The following is a 19,634-nucleotide window of genomic DNA, read 5'->3' as shown; positions in this document are numbered from 1 at the left end:
TGTGTGTGTTCATCGTGGTGTCGCGTACGCCGGGGTTTCGTACGACCTGATCTCGATCCGCGTCTCAGCCGAGCGCGAGGACGATCAGCGAGGCGGTCGCCGCCGTCTCCGCGAGGCCGCCGAAGACGTCCCCGGTGACGCCTCCGAAGCGTCGAACGCAGTGCCGCAGGAGCAGCTCGGCGGCGCCGCAGGCCAGCAGCGCGGCGGCCGCGCAGCGCACCGCGTCGTACGCCCCGAAGAGCGCCCCCGCGCCCCCCGCGGCGGCCACCACGACGGCCGCGACGAGCAGCGCGCGGCCGCGCGGGACCACGCCGGCCACGGCGGCGCCGAGCCCCTCGGGACGGGCCGGTGGCACCCCCGCGCGGGCGGCCAGGGTGAGGGCGAGCCGGGCCGTGACCGCCGAGACGACGGCGGCCGCCGCGCCCCTGGCCCACGAGGCGTCGTACAGCTGGAAGAACACCGCGACCTGGGCGAACAGCACGAAGAGCAGCGTGATGACGCCGAACGGGCCGATGTCGGACTGCTTCATGACGCGCAGCGCGTCCTCGGCGGGCTTGGCGCTGCCGAGGCCGTCGGCGGTGTCGGCGAGGCCGTCGAGGTGCAGACCGCGGGTGAGGGCGGCGGGGACGGCGGCGGTCGCGACGGCGGCGACGAGGGGGCCCGCGCCGAGGGCGAGGAGCGCGCCGCCCGCGGCGGCCGAGCACAGGCCGATCACCAGACCGGCGAGGGGCGCCCACTGCATGCCCGCGCGGGCCGCTCCGCGGTCCCAGCGGGTGACGTGGACGGGGAGCGCGGTGAGGGTGCCGAAGGCGAAACGTATGCCGTCGGCGGGGGAGGTTCTGGACACCGCGGCAGGCTACCCCGGGGAACGTCCCGCCCTGCGGATCGCTCTTCGGGGACGGAGGATGAGCCCATGGGTGACTGGTGGTACCGGAACATCGTCGAGCCGGGGAAGCTGCCGCTGCTGCTCGCGCTGCTCTCCTTCGTGGGCTCCTTCCTGGTCACCAGGACCATCACGCGGCTGATCCGCGCGGGCAAGGGCCCCTTCAGGAACATCAGCTCGGGCGACGTGCACATCCACCACGTCGTGCCGGGGATCTTCCTGATGCTGGTCGGCGGCTTCTGGGGGGTGGCGGCCGGGCGGCACGGCGCGGGGCCGCTCTACGCCGCGGTGATCTTCGGGATCGGCGCCGGGCTCGTGCTCGACGAGTTCGCGCTGATCCTCCACCTCGACGACGTCTACTGGAGCGAGCAGGGCCGCAAGAGCGTGGAGGTCGTGATGCTGACGGCCGCCCTCGTGGTGCTCGTGCTCACCGGCTTCACGCCGTTCGGGGTCAACGACCTCTCGGGCACCGAGCGGCACAACCGCGCCCTGTTCGCGCTGAACGTCGGCATCAACTGCGCCTTCGCGCTGATCGCGCTCCTCAAGGGCAAGCTGCGCACGGCCCTGATCGGCATGGTCGTGCCGTTCGTCGCGCTGGTCGGCGCGATCAGGCTCGCCAGGCCGGGGTCGGCGTGGGCGCGGCGGTTCTACGGCAACCGGCCCCGGGCCAGGGCCCGTGCGGGACTGCGGGCCTTCCGGCACGACCGGCGCTGGGCGGGCCCGCGCCGCAAGTTTCAGGACGTGATCGGCGGCTTCGCCGAGCCGGGGCCGTCGGTGGGCGCGGCACCGGAGGCCGGATCCACCGCCGGATCCACCGCCGGGTCCGAGCCGGATCCCGAGCCGGATCCCGAGCGGGTGTCGCGGCGCCGGTGACGCAGCGCGGAGATGGCGCACAGCACGGCGACGGCCACGATGGCGGCCAGGTGCTCCTTGCCCGCGAGGTTGTTCTTGACGACCACTTCGAGCACCATCACGGCGCTCACCAGGGCCGCCGTGAAGTACGCCCGGTAGCGCCAGCAGACGAACACGGCCAGGCCCACGACGGCCGCCGAAGGCCCGGTGTCGACGACCTGCGCGTCGGAGGCGGGCAGGCCGAACGGGTTCCCGGTGCCGAGGTCGATGCCCACGCGCGCGTAGAGCGTCCCGGCGAGCGTGGCCGCGTAGCCGATGACGAGCGTGCGCCACCAGCCGAGACAGATCTCCGCGATCCCGAACACCAGCAGGATCTGCGCGAGCGCGCCCCACACGGGCAGGTCGAGGGCGGGGACGAAGAGGGAGAGCGGGGTGCGCAGGAGCGCGAGCCAGAGGGGCTCCTCGGCGCGCACGGAGCCGATGTTCTGGATGAACTGGTAGCCCCAGGGCTGGTTCTGCACGTACTGGAAGGCCGCCGTCAGACAGACCGCCGCCAGCGTCATGGGCACCGCCCGCCACCGCCGGGCCACGAGGGCGGCCCGCACGGTGGAGAACAGGTGTCCCCACTCGGCGCGGGCGCAGCGGGCCAGTGGGCTCATCGTCTCGACTCCAGGTGTTTGCGGTGCAGCCACTTCGGCAGTCCGGGGGCTTCGAGGAAGCCCTCGGCGCGCGCGGACGCGATGCCGATGCGCAGCAGGTCACCGCTCTTCTCGAAGAGGAGGAACCGGGGTTCCCAGATCGGCCGGTACTTCGCGTTGGCGCGGTAGAGCGACTCGATCTGCCACCAGCGGGAGAAGAAGCTGAGCAGCGAGCGCCACATGCGCAGGACCGGGCCCGCGCCGAGTCGCGAACCACGTTCGAAGACCGACCTGAACATGGCGAAGTTGAGCGAGACCTGAGTGATCTTGATCTCGGGGGCGCGCTGGAGGAGTTCGATCACCATGAACTCCATCAGGCCGTTCTCGGAGTCGCGGTCGCGCCGCATCAGGTCCAGGGAGAGCCCGTGCGGGCCCCACGGCACGAAGGAGAGCACCGCGCGCAGTTCGCCGTCGCCGTCGGTGCATTCGAGCATCACGCACTGCCCGTCCGCCGGGTCGCCGAGCCGCCCGAGCGCCATCGAGAAGCCGCGCTCGGTGGCGCCGTCGCGCCAGTCGTCGGCACGCTCCAGGAGGTAGGCCATCTCGTCGGCGGGGATGTCCTCGTGGCGGCGGATGCGGACGGTGTACCCGGCGCGCTTCACGCGGTTGTACGCCTGGCGGACGGTGCGCATGGCACGGCCCTCCAGGGTGAACTCGCTGATCTCCACGATGGCTTCGTCGCCCAGCTCCAGGGCGTCGAGGCCGTGCCGGGCGTAGATCGTGCCCGCCTCCTCGCTCGCGCCCATCACGGCGGGGAGCCAGCCGTGCTCGCGGGCCTCGGCCAGCCACGGCTCGATGGCGCCGGGCCAGGCCTCCGGGTCGCCGATGGGGTCGCCGGACGCCAGCGAGACCCCGCCCACCACGCGGTAGGCGACCGCCGCCTTGCCGGTCGGGGACCACACGACGCTCTTCTCGCGGCGCAGCGAGAAGTAGCCGAGGGAGTCGCGCTCGCCGTGCTGGTCGAGCAGGGCGCGCAGCTTCTCCTCGTCCGTCTCGGTGAGCGGGTCGACGGCCCTGCGGGAGCGGAACGCCGCGTACAGGACGGCACAGAGCAGCAGCGCGCTGAGCACGTTGATGGCGACGTTGACCCACCCGGGGGTGGTGATGCCCTCGAAGCGCTTGTCGTCGGCGGCCAGCGAGACCAGGCGCATGACGCCGTAGCGCCAGCGGTCCAGGAAGGTCGAGCGGTAGTCGTCGTGGGCGGTGTTGGTGAGGGTGACCAACAGTGTCGCGATCAGCGAGGTCACCAGGAGCCCGCCGACCGCGACGGCGGAGGCCAGCTTGGGGTTGGAGCGGTCGCCCTTCGCGTAGAACTCCTTGCGCCCGACGATCAGCGACGCGACGAACGCGGCGGTCAGGACGAGCGAGATCCAGTTCTGCGCGTACGCGCGGATCTCCGGGAAGATCATCGCGAAGGCGAAGAGCAGCAGGAAGAGCCCGCTGAGCACGAGGTTGAGGATCCATGCGGCGCGCTTGCGGCGCCGCATGGTGATCGCGAGGAACAGGGTGAAGAGACCGGAGGCGAAGCCCGCGGTCAGCAGGTACGGAGTGAAGTAGTTCTCCGTGTTGTGCTGCCGCAGGTCCTGCCCCAGGGAGACCCAGACCGCGCTCAGGAAATTGATGAAGGTGACGGCGCGCAGATACCAGACGGCGAAGCCCGCGGCTCTGCGCCGCGTGGTGCTGCGGCGTAGTTCTCGGCGCCCGATGTTCTGCTCATCTCCCATGAAAGGGGATCATATGGGGTTTCGTCCATTGGAGATGATCTAGGGGTTCCCCGGGGGTAGCGAGGGGTACCGGGGGTTCTGCCCGGTTCGGGGCGCTCCGGGCTATTCCGGCTGCTCGGCGTCCGTGACGGCGGTCTCCTGCGGCTCGGTCTCCTTGTCCTCGGCCCGCTCCGGCAGCTCCGCCGAGAGCGCCGCGGCGGCCTGCACGAGCGGCAGCGCGAGCAGGGCCCCCGCGCCCTCGCCGACCTTGACCCCGTGGTTCAGGAGCGGTTCGAGGGCCATCCGGTCCAGCGCCTTCGCCTGCGCGGGCTCCCCGCTGTCGTGCCCCGCGAGCCACCAGTCGGGCGAGCGGAAGGCGATCCGCTGGGCCACCAGCGCGGCGGCGGACGCCACCACGCCGTCCAGGATCACGGGCGTACGGCGCACCGCGCACTGCAGCAGGAACCCGGTCATCGCGGCCAGATCGGCCCCGCCCACCGCGGCGAGCAGCTCCAGCTGGTCGCCGAGCACGGGCCTGGCCCGCCGCAGGGAGTCCCGCACCGCCGCGCACTTGCGCATCCACGCCAGGTCGTCGATGGCCTCGCCGCCCCGGCCCGTCACCACGGAGGCGTCGGTGCCGCAGAGCGCGGCGATCAGCGTCGCCGCGGGCGTCGTACCGCCGACGCTGATGTCGCCGAGGACGACCAGGTCGGTACCGGAGTCCGCCTCCTCGTCGGCGACGGCCATGCCCGCGCGCACCGCCTGCTCGGCCTCCTCGGCGGTCAGCGCGTCCTCGATGTCGATGCGGCCCGAGCCGCGCCGCACCCGGTGGCCCGCGACCTCGGCGGGCAGCTCGCCGGGGTCGCAGTCGAGCGCCATGTCGACGACCCGGACGGGCACGTCGAGGCGGCGCGCGAGCAGCGCGACCGGGCTCGTGCCCGAGAGCACGGAGCGCACGAGGTCGGCGGCGCCGCCCGCGGGCCGTGCCGATACGCCGAGTTCGGCGATCCCGTGGTCGCCCGCGAAGAGCACCGCGCGCGGCCGCTCGACGGGGCGGACGGGGACCGCCGACTGGGCCGCCGAGAGCCACTCGCCGAGTTCGTCGAGGCGGCCGAGGGCCCCGGGCGGCAGGACCTGCCGCTCCCTGCGTTCCTCGGCGTCGCGGCGCACCCCGCCGTCGGGCCGCTCGATCAGGTCGGTGAAGTCGTCGAGATTCAGCGAGCTCATTCGGCGAACAGTACCGGGAGGCGGGGCGATGACGCTCGGACGGTCCCGGGGGCGCCGGGTCGGCGAAGTGACGGACTGTCAGGGCCGCTCGTGGCGCGACCGCGATCCGGTCGCGCCATGTGATCAATTGGACGCACGGCGTCATCACCCCGGTGCCACCGCTCCCTTCGCGGTCCGACCCCGCGGCCCCGCCACCCCCACCCCAGGAGGTACGACCATGACCACGGATGTCGCCCAGCGGGTCGCCGAGCGCCGCCCCGCCTACCTCGCCGAACTCGCCCTGGGCACCGAGCGGTTCCACGAGCCGCGCCGCACCGAGTGCCCCTGGTGCGGTTCCTCGCGGCTGCGGGTCAGGCTGCGCACCACCGACCTCGTCCAGCACAAGCCGGGCACCTTCACGCTCGACCGGTGCGACGCCTGCGCCCACACCTTCCAGAACCCCCGCCTCACCCCCGAGGGGCAGGACTTCTACCGTGCGGACTCCTACGACGGCCCCGGCGCCGCGGAGACCGAGAAGCTCCTCGGCGCCGAGCCCGGCACCAGGCGCCAGCTCTCCCGCGCCCGCGCCCTGCGCGCCTTCGACGAGCCCGAGTGCTGGCTGGACGTCGGCACGGGCCGCGCGCGCTTCCCCGCTCTGGCCCGGCAGATCCTGCCGTACACCTCCTTCGACGGGCTCGACCCGGGCGACGGCGTCGAGGAGGCCGTGCGGCGCGGCCGCGTCGAGGAGGGCCACCGCGGCACCCTCACCGAGCTGGCCGACTCCCTCGCGGGCCGCTACGACGCGATGAGCATGTTCCACTACCTGGCGCACCGCCCCGACCCGCGCGAGGAGCTCAGGGCCGCGAGGACCGTGCTGCGCCCCGGCGGCCATCTGATGATCGAGGCCCCCGACCCCGAGTGCCGCTACACCGGGCTGCTCGGCAAGTGGTGGGGCTCCTTCCGCCAGCCGCGGCACCTGCACCTCGTGCCGCTCGGCAACCTGGAGAAGGAGCTGACGGAGCTCGGCTTCACGGTCGTCGGCGTTGAGCGCCGCGCGCCGCACGTGCCGTCCGACCTGGCGACGGCCGTGGCGCTCCTCCTCGAAAGCCGCTTCCCGAAGGCCGACGTCCCCTGGCGGGCCAGACCCGCGACGCCGCTCCAGCTCACGCTGCGTCAGGCCGCGCGGTGGACCTCCGCGCCACTGGTCGCCGCCGCCCGCGCCCTCGACAGGACCCTGCCCCCGCTCCTCACCCGCACCGGCTTCTCCAACGCCTACCGGGTCATCGCGCGCAGGGGCGACGACGCCTGACCCGGCCGCCCGGCGGGCGGCACCGGGGTCAGCCGCGCAGCGGCAGGGCCTGGCCCGCCACCACGAGGAGTACGTGCTCGCACTCGGCCGCGAACGCCGCGTTGAGACGGCCCAGTTCGTCGCGGTAGCGGCGGCCGGAGGCGGTGGCGGGGACGATGCCCGAGCCCACCTCGTTCGAGACGGCGACGACGGTGCGGCGCGTCGCGCGGACCGCGGCGGCGAGGTCGGCCACCCGCGCCCGCAGCTCGCGCTCGCCGCCGCCCGCCCACTCGGCGTCGTCCCACGCCCGCACCTCGTCCATGACGTGCGTCAGCCACAGGGAGAGACAGTCGATGAGCAGCGCGGGCCCGTCCTCGGCGAACAGCGGCACCAGGTCGCAGGTCTCCGTCGTACGCCACGAGCCCGGCCGCCGCTCCCGGTGCAGGCTCACCCGCTGGGCCCACTCCGTGTCGCCGTTCCTGGTCCCGCCGGTCGCCACGTACAGCACCTCGGGGAAGGACTCCAGGCGCCGCTCGGCCTCCACGGACTTGCCCGAGCGGGCACCGCCGATGACCAGCGTGCGGCGCGGCACGTCGGGCACGTCCTCGTACGCGCCGACCACCAGCGTCGTGCCGTCCGGCACGGCCCGCGCGCCCGCGGCCGCGAGACGGCGCGTCAGCTCCCGGCCCGGCGGCGCCTCGTGGCCGATGTGGACCGCGACGACGTCGGTGGTGGGTCCCACCGCCCCGGCGGCGCGCAGCCGGGCCAGGCCGTCGGGGCGCCCGACGACGTCGGCGACGACCATCTCGTACGGAAGGTGCTCGGCGGCCCCGTTCCCCTCGGCGAGCCCCGCGGGGGCCCCGCCCGGCGGCAGGTACAGGAGCCGCTCGCCGTCGGGGCCCGTCACCTCGTACCCGGTGCCCGGCGCGTCCAGTGCCACCGCCCGCACCCGGTGCCCGGTGAGCAGCGCGAGCTCCCGCCCGTCGGCGACCCGGCCGGGCTGCGGAAGGCCCGCGGGGACCTCGACGGCGGGTCCGTCGTGTGGGTGGGAGAGCAGGACCTGGCGCACCCCGCCGAGCGAGTGCCCGGCGCGGGCGGCGGCGAAGGCGGCGCCGGGCGTGAGGTCGAGCAGCAGGACGCCGTCCACGAGCAGCGCCGTCGCCGCGCGCGCCGCCCCGCCCAGAGCGGTCGCGCAGGCCGCGCAGGGGCAGCCGGACAGGGGCAGTCCTTCGGGGGCACCGGTGCCGAGCAGAGTCAGTTCCACACGAAGATCCTCCCGCGTCGGGTCCAGGGCCGCGCGCCCGGCTAGGCTTCAGGCGGATTCAGGCGGTTCTCAGGCCGCTACGGACCTTCGGGAGGCTGACATGGCGGCATGGACGTGGCGGTTCGAGAAGGCGGACGGGACAGAGGTCCAGCCCGCGGTGCAGCCCGAGGAGTTCACCACCCAGGGGGACGCGGAGTCCTGGGTCGGTGAGTACTGGAAGGAACTGGCCGACGGCGGTGCCGACCAGGTGCGGCTCTTCGAGGACGCGAGCGAGATCTACGGCCCGATGAGCCTGCACGCCGAGGCGGCGGCGGAGCCGGAGTCGGAGGAGTCGCAGGCGTAACCGGCGCTCGGCGCTCGGTGCGCGGGAGGCGGTGGCCGGAGTCCGGCCACCGCCTCCCGCACGTTCCGGCCGGGCCCCGCCGGGGGAGTGCGCGGGACGGGGCTACATCTCGCCGAGGGTGACCTCGGCGGACTTCTCGTCGCCGTCGCGTACGTACGTCACGCGCGTCTTCTGCCCCGGCCGGTCACCGGCGAGCACCTCGGAGAGCGACTCGATGGTGGTGATCGGGTCGTCGCCGAGCTCGGTGACGATGTCACCGGGCCGCAGCCCCGCGTCGTCGGCCGCGCCGTCCTCCTTGACCTCGACGACGGCCACGCCCGCGGGACGGTAGTCCTCGCCGAGGACGGTGCGGCCCGTGATGCCGAGCGCGGCCCGGCCCGAGTCGGTGACCTTGCCGTCCTTGACGATCTGGTCGGCGACGGTCTTCACCATCGAGGACGGGATGGCGAAGCCGATGCCCGGCGCCGCGCTGTCGCCCATGTCCGGGTCGGTCGCGGCGAGCGTCGGGATCCCGATGACCTGCCCGTCGAGGTCCACCAGGGCGCCGCCGCTGTTGCCCGGGTTGATCGCCGCCGAGGTCTGCACCATGTTGCCGATGGTGGCCCCGGTGCCGCCGCCCCTGCGGCCCTCGCTCACGGTGCGCCCGGTGGCCGACACGATGCCCTGGGTGACGCTGGAGGAGAGGCCGAGCGGGGACCCCATGGCGAGCACGATCTGTCCGACCCCGGCCTTGGTGGAGTCGCCGAACGTTGCCGCCTTCAGACCGCTCGGCACGTCCTTCAGCTTGATCACGGCGAGGTCCTGCTCGGGATAGGCCGAGACGAGGTCGGCGGTCAGCGCCTGCTCGCCGGTGGCCGTGGTCACCTTGAAGGACTTCTCCTCGCCCACGACGTGGGCGTTGGTGACGATGTGCCCCTTGTCGTCGTAGACGACCCCGGAGCCGAGGCTGTCGCCGGCGTCGATCTGGACGACCGACGGCAGGACGTCCTTGATCACCTTCTGGTAGTCGTCCTGGAGGTCGTTGGCGGCGGCGGGGGCGGCCTGCGTGGTGGAGCCGCCGGAGTCGCCGGACCCGGAGGAGGCGCAGCCGCCGACGAGGGCGGCTGCGGCGAGGGCGGCGACGAGGGGCACGGAGAGGGCGCGGGTGTGGGAGGCATCCATGCCCCGAGTGTCCGTATTGCCCCAACGCGTCGCTCGCGTCGCGGGGCAAACGGGTGGGTGCCCCGAAAGGGGCGCGGGGAACTGCGCGACCAGCCACATCCGACCCGCAGACGCGGCACCGGCCTTCCGGCGGAGCGACTAGTCCCGCACCCCACACAGGTGCAGCAGAGCAGCGACCCGCCGATACGGGTCGATCCGCCCGGCCCGCTCCTCCGCGGCGAGCAGCGACTCCAGCTCCGACTCCGGCGGCAGCACGGGGTCGTCGCCCACGGTGTCCGTGAAGACCCGCACCCCGTACCAGACCTGCAACGGCGCCGCGATTCCCGCCAGCGTGGCGGTCAGCGCGTCGAGCCGGTCCGCCCTGGCCTCGATGCCGAGCCGGTTGCGGTACCTGGCGGAGTCGAACGCGGCGAGCGCCCCCGCCCAGTCACCGGCCAGGCCCGGCCGCATGGCCAGCGCCTCCGCGTTGCGCACCAGGAGCGAGAGGAGGCCGCCGGGAGCCAGCATCCTGGCGAGCCCGGCGAGCAGCGCGTCCGGCTCCTCGACGTACATCAGGACGCCGTGGCAGAGCACCACGTCGAAGCTGCCCGGCAGGAAGTGCACCCCGGTCTGGTGCCCGTCGCCCTCGACGATCCGCACCCGGCCTCGGATGCCCTCGGGCTCCCCGGCGAGCGCCGCACGCGCGGCGGCGATCATCTCGGAGTCCTGCTCGACACCCGTCACCTTGTGCCCGGCACGGGCCAGACGCAGTGCCTGCGTCCCCTGGCCCATGCCCACGTCGAGCACCCGCAGCCGCTGCCCCACGGGGAAGCGCGCGGCTATCTGCTCGTCGAGCTGCCGGGCCACCAGCTCCTGACGCACGGCATTGCGCAGACCGCCCAGCTTCGTCAGCCAGGCGGTGGCCCCGCCGGTGAATCCGCTCAGGGCCGCTCTCCGCGCTTGACCTGCGGCTTCGGCAGCCGCAGCCGACGCATCTGGAGCGTGCGCATCAGGGCGTAGAAGACGGCGCCCTTCTTGGGCTCGCTCGGGAAGCGCTCGGCGAGGCGCTTCTTCAGGCGGAACGCGGTGGAGATCGAGTCCCCGATGATCAGCACGATCACGAAGAGCCAGAGCAACAGCGCGATGTTCTGCAGCTGCGGGACGCGGACCATGCTCAGGACGAGGATGATCACCGCCATCGGCAGGAAGTACTCGGCGATGTTGAAGCGGGAGTCCACGAAGTCGCGCGCGAACTTGCGCACGGGACCCTTGTCACGAGCGGGCAGATACCGCTCGTCACCACTGGCCAGGGCCTCGCGCTGCTTGGCCATCTGGGTGCGGCGCTCGTCGCGCTGCCGCTTCGCCGCCTCCTTGCGCGTCGTCGGCGTGTTCGTCACGCTGCGGCGCTGCGACTGGGCCATGGAGCGCTTGGGGGTGGGGCGGCCCTTCGGGGCCTGCGGGTCACGGGGCTGCTTGGAGTCGGTCACCGGCGCGGCCGGGGCCTTCTCTTCCTTGGATCGGCTACGGAACACAAAATCCAAGGGTACGGGGTGCGGACGCATGGACCCCCGCCCACGGGGGAACGATCCGGCAACACCGGGCGTCTTGATTTACGTGCCTAAGGGGACGTAGCAGGCGGTATCCAGCCGGTTCACGGTCGGTTCCCCGCCTGTTTCGGGGTCGGCTCACAGGGGTGCACCTACTCCTTACGCCGGAGCGGTGGCGGACGCAGTCGTCCTTGGGGATGAGCGCATCCGCACGCGAACAGTGCGGTAATGGATGCAGGGCCCGTACTGTGGGTTCTGAGCAGTACCTGGAGCTGGAAGTCCGTCAGAAGGGGGCGCGCGAAGCCCATGAGCGGTGTCATGAAGCGTATGGGGATGATCTTCCGCGCGAAGGCGAACAAGGCCCTTGACCGGGCCGAGGACCCGCGCGAAACCCTCGATTACTCGTACCAGAAGCAGCTCGAGCTGTTGCAGAAGGTGCGCCGTGGCGTCGCCGACGTGGCGACGTCCCGCAAGCGCCTCGAACTGCAGCTCGCCCAGCTGAACAAGCAGTCCTCCACCCTCGAGGACCAGGGCCGCAAGGCGCTCGCCCTCGGCCGCGAGGACCTGGCCCGCGAGGCCCTGTCCCGCCGTGCCGCGCTCCAGCAGCAGGTGACGGACCTGGAGACGCAGCACCAGACGCTCCAGGGCGAGGAGGAGAAGCTCACTCTGGCGGCCCAGCGCTTGCAGGCCAAGGTCGACGCCTTCCGTACGAAGAAGGAGACGATCAAGGCCACCTACACCGCGGCGCAGGCGCAGACCCGCATCGGCGAGGCCTTCTCCGGCATCTCCGAGGAGATGGGCGACGTCGGCATGGCGATCCAGCGCGCCGAGGACAAGACCGCGCAGCTCCAGGCGCGGGCCGGCGCGATCGACGAACTGCTCGCGTCCGGTGCCCTCGACGACTCCTCCGGGCTTGCCAAGGACGACATCCAGTCCGAGCTCGACCGCCTCTCCGGTGGTACAGATGTAGAGCTGGAACTGCAGCGCATGAAGGCCGAACTGGCCGGAGGCTCCAGCGGCGGCAAGCAGGCGATCGAGGGCGGCCAGGGCCAGTCCCAGACGCCGCAGCCGCAGGACACCCCGCGCTTCGACAAGCAGTAGCCCTACGCACGTCCGAGGAGGACGACATGATCGTACGGATCATGGGGGAGGGGCAGGTGAAGCTGGCCGACGGCCACTTCGCCGAGCTGAACAAGCTGGACGACGAGCTGCTCGAGGAGATGGAGAGCGGCGACGAGTCCGGCTTCCGCCGCACGCTGCACGCGCTCCTGGACAAGGTCCGGGAGCTGGGCACCCCCCTCCCGGACGACGCCCTCGAACCCTCGGAACTGATCCTCCCCGCCCAGGACGCCACCCTGGACGAGGTCAAGGACATGCTCAGCGACGACGGCTTGATCCCGGGCTGACAGGGGCGCCCCGCAAGGGGCGCGGGGAACTGCGCGCCCAGCCCCCACGGCCCGCGGCCGAACGAAGATCCCGCTCCGGGTGACAGCACCGCCGCGGGGGCGGATGCACGAGACCCCGTCCAGGCCGCCGCCCGGGCCCCGTAACGTGGAGAGAGTGACCACTCTCGTACGAGGCCGCGGCTGGGCCAGAACGCACCCGCTCGCGGTGGACGCGGCCGTCGCGACCGTCGTCCTCATCTGCATGGTCATCGGCTCCTTCGCCGAGCCCAACGGCCAGCGCGGCCCCACCTGGGGCACCCGCACCCCGGACCTCCCGAGCCTGCTCCTGATGGTCCTCGGCGCCGTCCTCCTGGTCTTCCGGCGCCGCGCGCCCTGGTCCGTGCTCGGCGCGACCTGCGCCGCCTCCATCGCCGAACTGCTCACCGGCGGGCCCCGCGACCCCGTGGTGATGTGCGCCGTGGTCGCGCTGTTCACCGTGGCCGCGCGCACCGACCGGTCCACGACCTGGCGGATCGGTCTGATCACCATGGCGGGTCTCACCGGCGTCGCGATGCTCTCGGGACCGCTTCCCTGGTACTCCCAGGAGAACATCGGCATCTTCGCCTGGACCGGCATGGCCGCGGCCGCGGGCGACGCGGTGCGCAGCCGCCGGGCCTTCGTCGCCGCGATCAGGGAGCGCGCCGAACGCGCGGAGCGCACCCGTGAGGAAGAGGCGAGGCGCCGCGTCGCCGAGGAGCGGCTGCGCATCGCCAGGGATCTGCACGACGTGGTCGCCCATCACATCGCGCTGGTCAACGTGCAGGCGGGCGTCGCGGCGCACGTCATGGACAAGCGGCCCGACCAGGCCAAGGAGGCGCTCGCGCACGTGCGCGACGCCAGCCGCTCCGCGCTCAACGAACTCCGCGCCACCGTCGGCCTGTTGCGCCAGACCGGCGACCCCGAGGCGCCCACGGAACCCGCCCCCGGCCTGCACCGCCTGGACGAACTGGTCGACACCTTCCGCAACGCGGGCCTGCCCGTGGAGGTGGCGATGGGACAGGTCGGCCTCGACCTGCCCGCCGCCGTCGACCTCGCCGCCTTCCGGATCATCCAGGAAGCGCTCACCAACGTGCAGAAGCACGCGGGCGCGGCGGCCAAGGCCGAGGTCAGCGTCGTACGCGTCGGGCCGAACGTGGAGGTGACCGTCCTGGACGACGGCCCCGGCGCGGGCCAGGACGGTCAGGACGGCAAGGGCGACAAGGGTGACAAGGGCGCCGCGGGGCACCTCGAAGGCGGCGGGCACGGTCTGATCGGCATGCGCGAACGCGTCGGCGCGCTCGGCGGCCGCTGCTCGGTCGGGCCCCGCTACGGAGGCGGCTTCCGCGTCCATGCGATCCTGCCCGTCACCGCCAAGGGAGGCACCGCGTGACGATCCGGGTACTGCTCGCCGACGACCAGGCGCTGCTGCGCAGCGCCTTCAAGGTGCTCGTCGACTCCGAGCCCGACATGGAGGTGGTCGGGGAGGCGTCCGACGGGGCGGAGGCGGTCAGGCTCGCCACGTCGGAGCGGGCCGACGTGGTCCTGATGGACATCCGCATGCCCGGCACGGACGGACTCGCCGCCACCCGCCTGATCAGCGCCGACCCGGCCCTCGCCCACGTACGCGTGGTGATGCTGACGACGTTCGAGGTCGACGAGTACGTGGTGCAGTCGCTGCGCGCGGGCGCCTCGGGGTTCCTCGGCAAGGGCGCGGAGCCCGAGGAACTGCTCGGCGCGATCCGCATCGCGGCCGCGGGCGAGGCGCTGCTCTCCCCGGTGGCCACCAAGGGCCTGATCGCCAAGTTCCTCGCGCAGGGCGAGGGTTCGGACGGCGAGGGCGCGGTGCGCGGTGAGCGCCTCGACGCGCTCACCGGACGCGAGCGCGAGGTCCTCGTGCAGGTGGCGGGCGGCCACTCCAACGACGAGATCGCCGAGCGTCTGGAGGTCAGCCCGCTCACCGTGAAGACCCACGTGAACCGCGCGATGGCGAAACTGGGCGCGCGGGACAGGGCCCAACTCGTCGTCATCGCCTACGAATCGGGCCTGGTCCGTCCAAGGGTGGAGTGAGCGCGGGGGTGGCGTACTGCGCCCGCAGTAGGCGCGGCGTAAGAACGGGTCCCTGGGGTGAGGCTCGATGCCTTCCCCATGGCCGAGGGTGTGGGGTGGGCATCCGGCCTGCCGGAGGCAGTGACCTCCCGGAGCCCGCCGCTTCCCCCCGCGTACGCCACAGAGAGAGACCCCCATGTCCTGGCTGTCCAGGTTCAGCCTTGCCCAACGGGCACTGGTCGGGCTGATGTCGATCATCGCGATCGTCTTCGGCGCCATCGCGATACCGCAGCTCAAGCAGCAGCTGCTGCCCACCATCGAACTGCCCATGGTGTCCGTGCTCGCCCCCTACCAGGGCGCGTCCCCCGATGTGGTCGAGAAGCAGGTCGTCGAGCCGCTCGAGAACAACATCGACGCGGTCGACGGCATCACCGGCATCACCTCCACGGCGAGCGAGGGCAACGCCGTGATCATGGCCCAGTTCGACTACGGCAGCGGCACCAAGCAGCTCGTCGCCGACGTCCAGCAGGCCGTGAACCGGACCCGCGCCGAACTCCCCGACGACGTCGACCCGCAGGTCGTCGCGGGCTCCACCGACGACATCCCCACCGTCGTCCTCTCGGTCACCTCCGACAAGGACCAGCAGGCGCTCGCCGACCAGCTCGACCGCACCGTCGTACCGGCCCTGAAGGACATCGACGGCGTCGGCCAGGTCACCGTCGACGGCGTGCGTGACCTCCAGGTCAACGTCACCCCCGACGACAAGAAGCTGGCCAAGGCGGGGCTTTCGACGGCCGCGCTCGGCAAGGCGCTCCAGGCGGGCGGCGCCACGCTCCCCGCGGGCTCCTTCGACGAGGACGGCAAGAACCGCACCGTCCAGGTCGGCGGCGGCTTCACCTCCCTCAAGCAGATCCAGGACCTGCGGGTCGCGCCCGAGGCCAAGCCGGGCGAGCGGCCCGGCAAGCCCGTGCGCCTCGGCGACGTCGCCACGGTCGAGCAGGAGCAGGCCACCGCGACGTCCATCACCCGCACCGACGGCGAGCCCAGCCTCGCCGTCTCGGTCACCATGGACCACGACGGCAGCGCGGTCGCCATCTCCGACGCGGTCAAGGACAAGCTTCCCGACCTGCGCGAGGACCTCGGCTCCGGCGCCGAGCTCACGGTCGCGAGCGACCAGGGCCCGGCCGTCTCCAAGTCCATCAAGGGCCTCACCACCGAGGGCGCGCTCGGCCTGGTCTTCGCGGTGCTCGTCATCCTGGTCTTCCTCGCGTCGATCCGCTCGACGCTGGTCACCGCGGTCTCCATCCCGCTCTCGGTCGTCCTGGCCCTGATCGTCCTGTGGACCCGCGACCTCTCGCTCAACATGCTGACGCTGGGCGCCCTGACGATCGCGATCGGCCGCGTCGTGGACGACTCGATCGTGGTCCTGGAGAACATCAAGCGCCACCTCGGCTACGGCGAGGAGCGCCAGGAGGCGATCCTCAAGGCGGTGCGCGAGGTCGCGGGCGCGGTGACGTCCTCGACCCTGACGACCGTCGCCGTGTTCCTGCCCATCGGTCTGACCGGCGGCATGGTCGGCGAGCTCTTCGGCTCGTTCTCGCTGACGGTCACGGCGGCGCTGCTCGCCTCCCTGCTCGTCTCCCTCACGGTGGTGCCGGTCCTCTCGTACTGGTTCCTGCGCGCTCCCAAGTCGATCCAGGGGGTCGACCCGGAGGAGGCGCGCCGCACGGCGGAGGAGAAGGAGCGGCGCAGCAGGCTCCAGCGGCTGTACGTCCCGGTCCTGCGCTTCGCGACCCGCCGCCGCCTCACCAGCCTCGGCATCGCGATCGTGATCCTGGTCGGCACCTTCGGCATGGCCCCCCTCCTGAAGACCAACTTCTTCGACCAGGGCGAGCAGGAAGTCCTCTCCATCAAGCAGGAGTTGAAGCCGGGCACCAGCCTCGCCGCGTCCGACGCCGCGGCCAAGAAGGTCGAGAAGATGCTCTCCGGCCTCGACGAGATCAAGGACTACCAGGTCACGGTCGGCTCCTCCGGGTTCATGGCCGCCTTCGGCGGATCCACGGACACCAACCAGGCGTCGTACACCCTGACCCTCAAGGACAAGGCGTCGTACGACAAGACGCAGGACCTGGTCGAGAAGAAGCTCGGCGAGCTCTCCGGCATCGGCCGGACCAAGGTCTCGGCCGGTGACGGCTTCGGCAACCAGGACCTCAGCGTCGTGGTGAAGGCCGCCGACGGGGACGTGCTGCGCAAGGCGTCCGACGAGGTGCGCGCTGAGGTCGCGAAGCTCGACGACGTCACCGACGTGCAGAGCGACCTGTCGCAGAGCGTCCCGAGGATCTCGGTCAAGGCCAACGACAAGGCGGCGGCGGCCGGGTTCGACCAGTCGACCCTCGGTCAGGCCGTCGCCCAGGCGGTGCACGGCACCACCAGCGGCAAGGCTACCCTCGACGACACCGAGCGCGACGTCGTGATCAAGTCGGCGAAGCCGGCCGCGACCCTCGACGAGCTGAAGAAGCTGCCGCTCGGTCCTGGCCTCAGGCTCGGCTCGATCGCCGAAGTGAAGCTGGTGGACGGCCCGGTGTCGATGACCCGCATCGACGGGGCCCGGGCCGCGACGATCACCGCGAAGCCGACCGGTGACAACACCGGCGCGGTCAGCGCGGACCTCACCAAGAAGCTGGACGCGCTGAAGCTGCCCGACGGCGCCACGGCCTCGATCGGCGGCGTCTCCGAGGACCAGGACGAGGCGTTCGCGTCCCTGGGCCTGGCGATGCTCGCGGCGATCGCGATCGTCTTCATGCTCCTGGTCGCCACGTTCCGCTCGCTGGTCCAGCCGCTGATCCTGCTGGTCTCCATCCCGTTCGCGGCGACCGGCGCGATCGGCCTGCTCGTCGTCACGGACACCCCGATGGGCGTCCCCGCGATGATCGGCATGCTGATGCTCATCGGCATCGTGGTCACCAACGCGATCGTGCTGATCGACCTCATCAACCAGTACCGCAAGCAGGGTTACGGCACGGTCGAAGCGGTCGTCGAGGGCGGTCGCCACCGACTGCGCCCGATCCTCATGACGGCCCTGGCGACGATCTTCGCCCTGCTCCCGATGGCCCTGGGCATCACGGGCGAGGGCGGCTTCATCGCCCAGCCGCTCGCGGTGGTGGTGATCGGCGGCCTGATCACGTCGACCCTCCTCACCCTCCTCCTGGTCCCGACGCTCTACGCGATGGTGGAACTCCGCAAGGAGCGCAGGGCGAAGAAGAAGGCGGCGAAGCGCGGAGCGCCCGAAAGGGGCGCGGGGAACTGCGCGACCAGCCACGAAGCACCCGCAGATGTGCACTGAGAGCTGAGAACGCGTAAGGGGCGCCCGCAATAGCGGGCGCCCCTTACGCGCGAGAAAGGCAGGACTACGGAAGCGCCAACATCCGCTCAAGAGCCAGCTTCGCGAACTGCTCGGTCTCGCGGTCGACCTCGATCTGGTTGACGAGGTTCCCCTCGGCGAGGGACTCCAGGGTCCAGACCAGGTGCGGCAGGTCGATGCGGTTCATGGTCGAGCAGAAGCAGACCGTCTTGTCGAGGAAGACGATCTCCTTGTCCTCGGCGGCGAACCGGTTCGCCAGGCGGCGTACGAGGTTGAGCTCGGTGCCGATGGCCCACTTGGACCCGGCGGGGGCCGCCTCCAGGGTCTTGATGATGTGCTCGGTGGAGCCCACGTAGTCGGCGGCGGCCACGACCTCGTGCTTGCACTCCGGGTGCACCAGGACGTTCACGCCGGGTATCCGCGCGCGCACGTCCTCGACCGACTCCAGCGAGAAGCGCCCGTGCACCGAGCAGTGCCCGCGCCACAGGATCATCTTCGCGTCGCGCAGCTGCTCGGGCGTCAGGCCGCCGTTCGGCTTGTGCGGGTTGTACAGGACGCAGTCGTCGAGCGAGAGGCCCATGTCGCGCACGGCGGTGTTCCTGCCGAGGTGCTGGTCGGGCAGGAAGAGGACCTTCTCGCCCTGCTCGAAGGCCCACTCCAGGGCGCGCTTGGCGTTGGACGACGTACAGATCGTGCCGCCGTGCTTGCCGGTGAAGGCCTTGATGTCGGCGGAGGAGTTCATGTACGACACCGGCACGACCTGCTCGGCGATCCCGGCGTCGGACAGGACGTCCCAGCACTCGGCGACCTGCTCGGCGGTGGCCATGTCGGCCATCGAGCACCCGGCGGCCAGGTCGGGCAGGACCACCTTCTGGTCGTCCGTGGTCAGGATGTCCGCGGACTCGGCCATGAAGTGCACGCCGCAGAAGACGATGTACTCGGCCTCGGGCTTGGCGGCCGCGTCCTTGGCCAGCTTGAAGGAGTCGCCGGTGACGTCCGCGAACTGGATGACCTCGTCGCGCTGGTAGTGGTGGCCGAGCACGAAGACCTTGTCCCCGAGCTTCTCCTTGGCGGCGCGGGCGCGCTCCACCAGGTCGGGGTCGGAGGGCGACGGCAGATCGCCGGGGCACTCCACGCCGCGCTCGCTCTTCGGGTCGGCCTCGCGGCCGAGCAGCAGCAGGGCGAGCGGCGTCGGCTGGACGTCGAGTTCCACGGGGGACTGGGCGGTGGTCACGACACGCACCCTTTCTTTTCTGCAGACGAGCCTTTTCGTCTAACTGACGTTATCTATCATAACCGCTTCACGTCAGTTTGACGATGGCCATAGTGTCGATGTGACGAATTCGCGCGACCGAGGCCCGGTGCCCCACGGGATGCCATGTGCGAGCATGAAGGGGTAAGACGAAAGCGCTCGGCCCGGAATGAATCCGCGGCCCCGCCGGTTGCAACCGTCGGCAAGCAGTCTCCGAACAACCCGGGAGAGAAGCAGATGTCCGTATCGGACGAGACCACCACCGTGAGCGACGGCATCCTCCTGTCCGAGGCCGCCGCGGCCAAGGTGAAGGGCCTCCTTGAGCAGGAGGGCCGGGACGACCTGGCGCTGCGCGTCGCCGTTCAGCCCGGCGGCTGCTCGGGCCTGCGCTACCAGCTGTTCTTCGACGAGCGCTCGCTCGACGGCGACGTCGTCAAGGACTTCGACGGCGTGAAGGTCGTCACCGACCGGATGAGCGCTCCCTACCTGGGCGGCGCGTCCATCGACTTCGTGGACACCATCGAGAAGCAGGGCTTCACGATCGACAACCCGAACGCCACGGGCTCCTGCGCCTGCGGCGACTCCTTCAACTAGTCCGCGGGCCGGGTGATCCGGTCCACGGCCCGA

Annotated in this window: 17 protein-coding genes; 9 read left to right on the top strand and 8 right to left on the bottom strand. The window is 71.9% G+C overall.

Annotated features, from left to right (window positions below):
• Positions 1 to 64: 64 nt before the first annotated feature.
• The gene (locus KY5_RS10900) at positions 65 to 847 is read right to left on the bottom strand and encodes an adenosylcobinamide-GDP ribazoletransferase (protein ID WP_098242048.1); all 783 of its coding nucleotides are present in this window, start codon (positions 845 to 847) and stop codon (positions 65 to 67) included.
• Between the two features lie 66 nt (positions 848 to 913).
• On the opposite strand from KY5_RS10900, the gene KY5_RS10895 reads away from it, so the two are divergent.
• Complete coding sequence (locus tag KY5_RS10895) at positions 914 to 1,756, top strand: hypothetical protein (RefSeq protein ID WP_234362685.1); 843 nt, start codon at positions 914 to 916, stop codon at positions 1,754 to 1,756.
• Positions 1,757 to 2,390: 634 nt separating this feature from the next.
• On the opposite strand, the gene KY5_RS10885 is transcribed toward KY5_RS10895, so the two are convergent.
• Entirely contained in the window at positions 2,391 to 4,157 is a 1,767-nt protein-coding gene (locus KY5_RS10885) for a phosphatidylglycerol lysyltransferase domain-containing protein (RefSeq protein WP_098242047.1), read from the bottom strand.
• Positions 4,158 to 4,259: 102 nt separating this feature from the next.
• The gene (gene cobT, locus KY5_RS10880; RefSeq protein WP_098242046.1) at positions 4,260 to 5,363 is read right to left on the bottom strand and encodes a nicotinate-nucleotide--dimethylbenzimidazole phosphoribosyltransferase; all 1,104 of its coding nucleotides are present in this window, start codon (positions 5,361 to 5,363) and stop codon (positions 4,260 to 4,262) included.
• A gap of 217 nt (positions 5,364 to 5,580) precedes the next feature.
• Here cobT and KY5_RS10875 point away from each other — a divergent pair, with 217 nt between their 5' ends.
• Positions 5,581 to 6,651 carry a class I SAM-dependent methyltransferase gene (locus KY5_RS10875; RefSeq protein ID WP_098242045.1) on the top strand — a complete coding sequence of 357 codons (1,071 nt, stop codon included), beginning with the start codon at positions 5,581 to 5,583 and terminating at the stop codon, positions 6,649 to 6,651.
• Positions 6,652 to 6,679: 28 nt separating this feature from the next.
• Here the strand turns inward: KY5_RS10875 and KY5_RS10870 are convergent, their stop codons facing one another.
• Positions 6,680 to 7,894: a bifunctional adenosylcobinamide kinase/adenosylcobinamide-phosphate guanylyltransferase gene (locus KY5_RS10870; RefSeq protein ID WP_098242044.1), complete on the bottom strand. Its 1,215-nt coding sequence runs from the start codon at positions 7,892 to 7,894 to the stop codon at positions 6,680 to 6,682.
• A gap of 100 nt (positions 7,895 to 7,994) precedes the next feature.
• Between KY5_RS10870 and KY5_RS10865 the strand changes: the two genes are divergently transcribed.
• Positions 7,995 to 8,237: a hypothetical protein gene (locus tag KY5_RS10865; RefSeq protein ID WP_098242043.1), complete on the top strand. Its 243-nt coding sequence runs from the start codon at positions 7,995 to 7,997 to the stop codon at positions 8,235 to 8,237.
• A gap of 102 nt (positions 8,238 to 8,339) precedes the next feature.
• On the opposite strand, the gene KY5_RS10860 is transcribed toward KY5_RS10865, so the two are convergent.
• The 3 genes from KY5_RS10860 to KY5_RS10850 all read right to left on the bottom strand — a co-directional run bounded on the left by KY5_RS10860 (position 8,340) and on the right by KY5_RS10850 (position 10,939).
• Positions 8,340 to 9,398: a S1C family serine protease gene (locus tag KY5_RS10860; protein WP_098242042.1), complete on the bottom strand. Its 1,059-nt coding sequence runs from the start codon at positions 9,396 to 9,398 to the stop codon at positions 8,340 to 8,342.
• Positions 9,399 to 9,536: 138 nt separating this feature from the next.
• Complete coding sequence (locus KY5_RS10855) at positions 9,537 to 10,259, bottom strand: class I SAM-dependent methyltransferase (protein WP_098242041.1); 723 nt, start codon at positions 10,257 to 10,259, stop codon at positions 9,537 to 9,539.
• 59 nt (positions 10,260 to 10,318) lie between these two features.
• On the bottom strand, positions 10,319 to 10,939 hold the full coding sequence (locus tag KY5_RS10850) for a DUF3043 domain-containing protein (protein ID WP_098242040.1): 621 nt from the start codon (positions 10,937 to 10,939) through the stop codon (positions 10,319 to 10,321).
• A 291-nt stretch (positions 10,940 to 11,230) separates the two neighbouring features.
• Here KY5_RS10850 and KY5_RS10845 point away from each other — a divergent pair, with 291 nt between their 5' ends.
• From KY5_RS10845 to KY5_RS10825, 5 genes are all read left to right on the top strand, one after another.
• Positions 11,231 to 12,025: a PspA/IM30 family protein gene (locus KY5_RS10845; RefSeq protein WP_098242039.1), complete on the top strand. Its 795-nt coding sequence runs from the start codon at positions 11,231 to 11,233 to the stop codon at positions 12,023 to 12,025.
• A 26-nt stretch (positions 12,026 to 12,051) separates the two neighbouring features.
• The gene (gene pspAA, locus KY5_RS10840; RefSeq protein ID WP_098242038.1) at positions 12,052 to 12,330 is read left to right on the top strand and encodes a PspA-associated protein PspAA; all 279 of its coding nucleotides are present in this window, start codon (positions 12,052 to 12,054) and stop codon (positions 12,328 to 12,330) included.
• 154 nt (positions 12,331 to 12,484) lie between these two features.
• A complete protein-coding gene (locus KY5_RS10835; protein WP_199843026.1) occupies positions 12,485 to 13,738 on the top strand; it encodes a sensor histidine kinase in 1,254 nt (417 codons plus the stop codon).
• Positions 13,735 to 14,415, top strand: coding sequence for a response regulator (locus KY5_RS10830; protein WP_098242036.1), 681 nt, complete (start codon positions 13,735 to 13,737; stop codon positions 14,413 to 14,415). The genes KY5_RS10835 and KY5_RS10830 overlap by 4 nt, the downstream gene beginning before the upstream one ends.
• Before the next feature lie 175 nt (positions 14,416 to 14,590).
• Positions 14,591 to 17,737: an efflux RND transporter permease subunit gene (locus KY5_RS10825; RefSeq protein ID WP_098242035.1), complete on the top strand. Its 3,147-nt coding sequence runs from the start codon at positions 14,591 to 14,593 to the stop codon at positions 17,735 to 17,737.
• A gap of 64 nt (positions 17,738 to 17,801) precedes the next feature.
• On the opposite strand, the gene nadA is transcribed toward KY5_RS10825, so the two are convergent.
• Positions 17,802 to 18,998, bottom strand: a complete 1,197-nt coding sequence (gene nadA, locus KY5_RS10820) for a quinolinate synthase NadA (protein ID WP_199843024.1) — start codon at positions 18,996 to 18,998, stop codon at positions 17,802 to 17,804.
• 246 nt (positions 18,999 to 19,244) lie between these two features.
• Here nadA and KY5_RS10810 point away from each other — a divergent pair, with 246 nt between their 5' ends.
• Positions 19,245 to 19,601, top strand: coding sequence for a HesB/IscA family protein (locus KY5_RS10810; protein ID WP_098242032.1), 357 nt, complete (start codon positions 19,245 to 19,247; stop codon positions 19,599 to 19,601).
• Positions 19,602 to 19,634: the final 33 nt, after the last annotated feature.

Origin of the sequence: Streptomyces formicae, from assembly GCF_002556545.1 — a bacterium.
In the GTDB taxonomy this organism is placed as follows: Bacteria; Actinomycetota; Actinomycetes; order Streptomycetales; family Streptomycetaceae; genus Streptomyces; species Streptomyces formicae_A.
Note: the sequence above shows the minus strand (reverse complement) of the source record. Positions and strands in the feature narration are given on the sequence as shown.

Excerpts from the sequence above, each read along its gene's own strand:
- KY5_RS10895 (WP_234362685.1), top strand. The coding sequence starts at position 914 with ATGGGTGACTGGTGGTACCGGAACATCGTCGAGCCGGGGAAGCTGCCG.
- KY5_RS10885 (WP_098242047.1), bottom strand. The coding sequence starts at position 4,157 with ATGGGAGATGAGCAGAACATCGGGCGCCGAGAACTACGCCGCAGCACC.
- cobT (WP_098242046.1), bottom strand. The coding sequence starts at position 5,363 with ATGAGCTCGCTGAATCTCGACGACTTCACCGACCTGATCGAGCGGCCC.
- KY5_RS10875 (WP_098242045.1), top strand. The coding sequence starts at position 5,581 with ATGACCACGGATGTCGCCCAGCGGGTCGCCGAGCGCCGCCCCGCCTAC.
- KY5_RS10865 (WP_098242043.1), top strand. The coding sequence starts at position 7,995 with ATGGCGGCATGGACGTGGCGGTTCGAGAAGGCGGACGGGACAGAGGTC.
- KY5_RS10860 (WP_098242042.1), bottom strand. The coding sequence starts at position 9,398 with ATGGATGCCTCCCACACCCGCGCCCTCTCCGTGCCCCTCGTCGCCGCC.
- KY5_RS10850 (WP_098242040.1), bottom strand. The coding sequence starts at position 10,939 with ATGCGTCCGCACCCCGTACCCTTGGATTTTGTGTTCCGTAGCCGATCC.
- KY5_RS10845 (WP_098242039.1), top strand. The coding sequence starts at position 11,231 with ATGAGCGGTGTCATGAAGCGTATGGGGATGATCTTCCGCGCGAAGGCG.
- pspAA (WP_098242038.1), top strand. The coding sequence starts at position 12,052 with ATGATCGTACGGATCATGGGGGAGGGGCAGGTGAAGCTGGCCGACGGC.
- KY5_RS10825 (WP_098242035.1), top strand. The coding sequence starts at position 14,591 with ATGTCCTGGCTGTCCAGGTTCAGCCTTGCCCAACGGGCACTGGTCGGG.
- KY5_RS10810 (WP_098242032.1), top strand. The coding sequence starts at position 19,245 with ATGTCCGTATCGGACGAGACCACCACCGTGAGCGACGGCATCCTCCTG.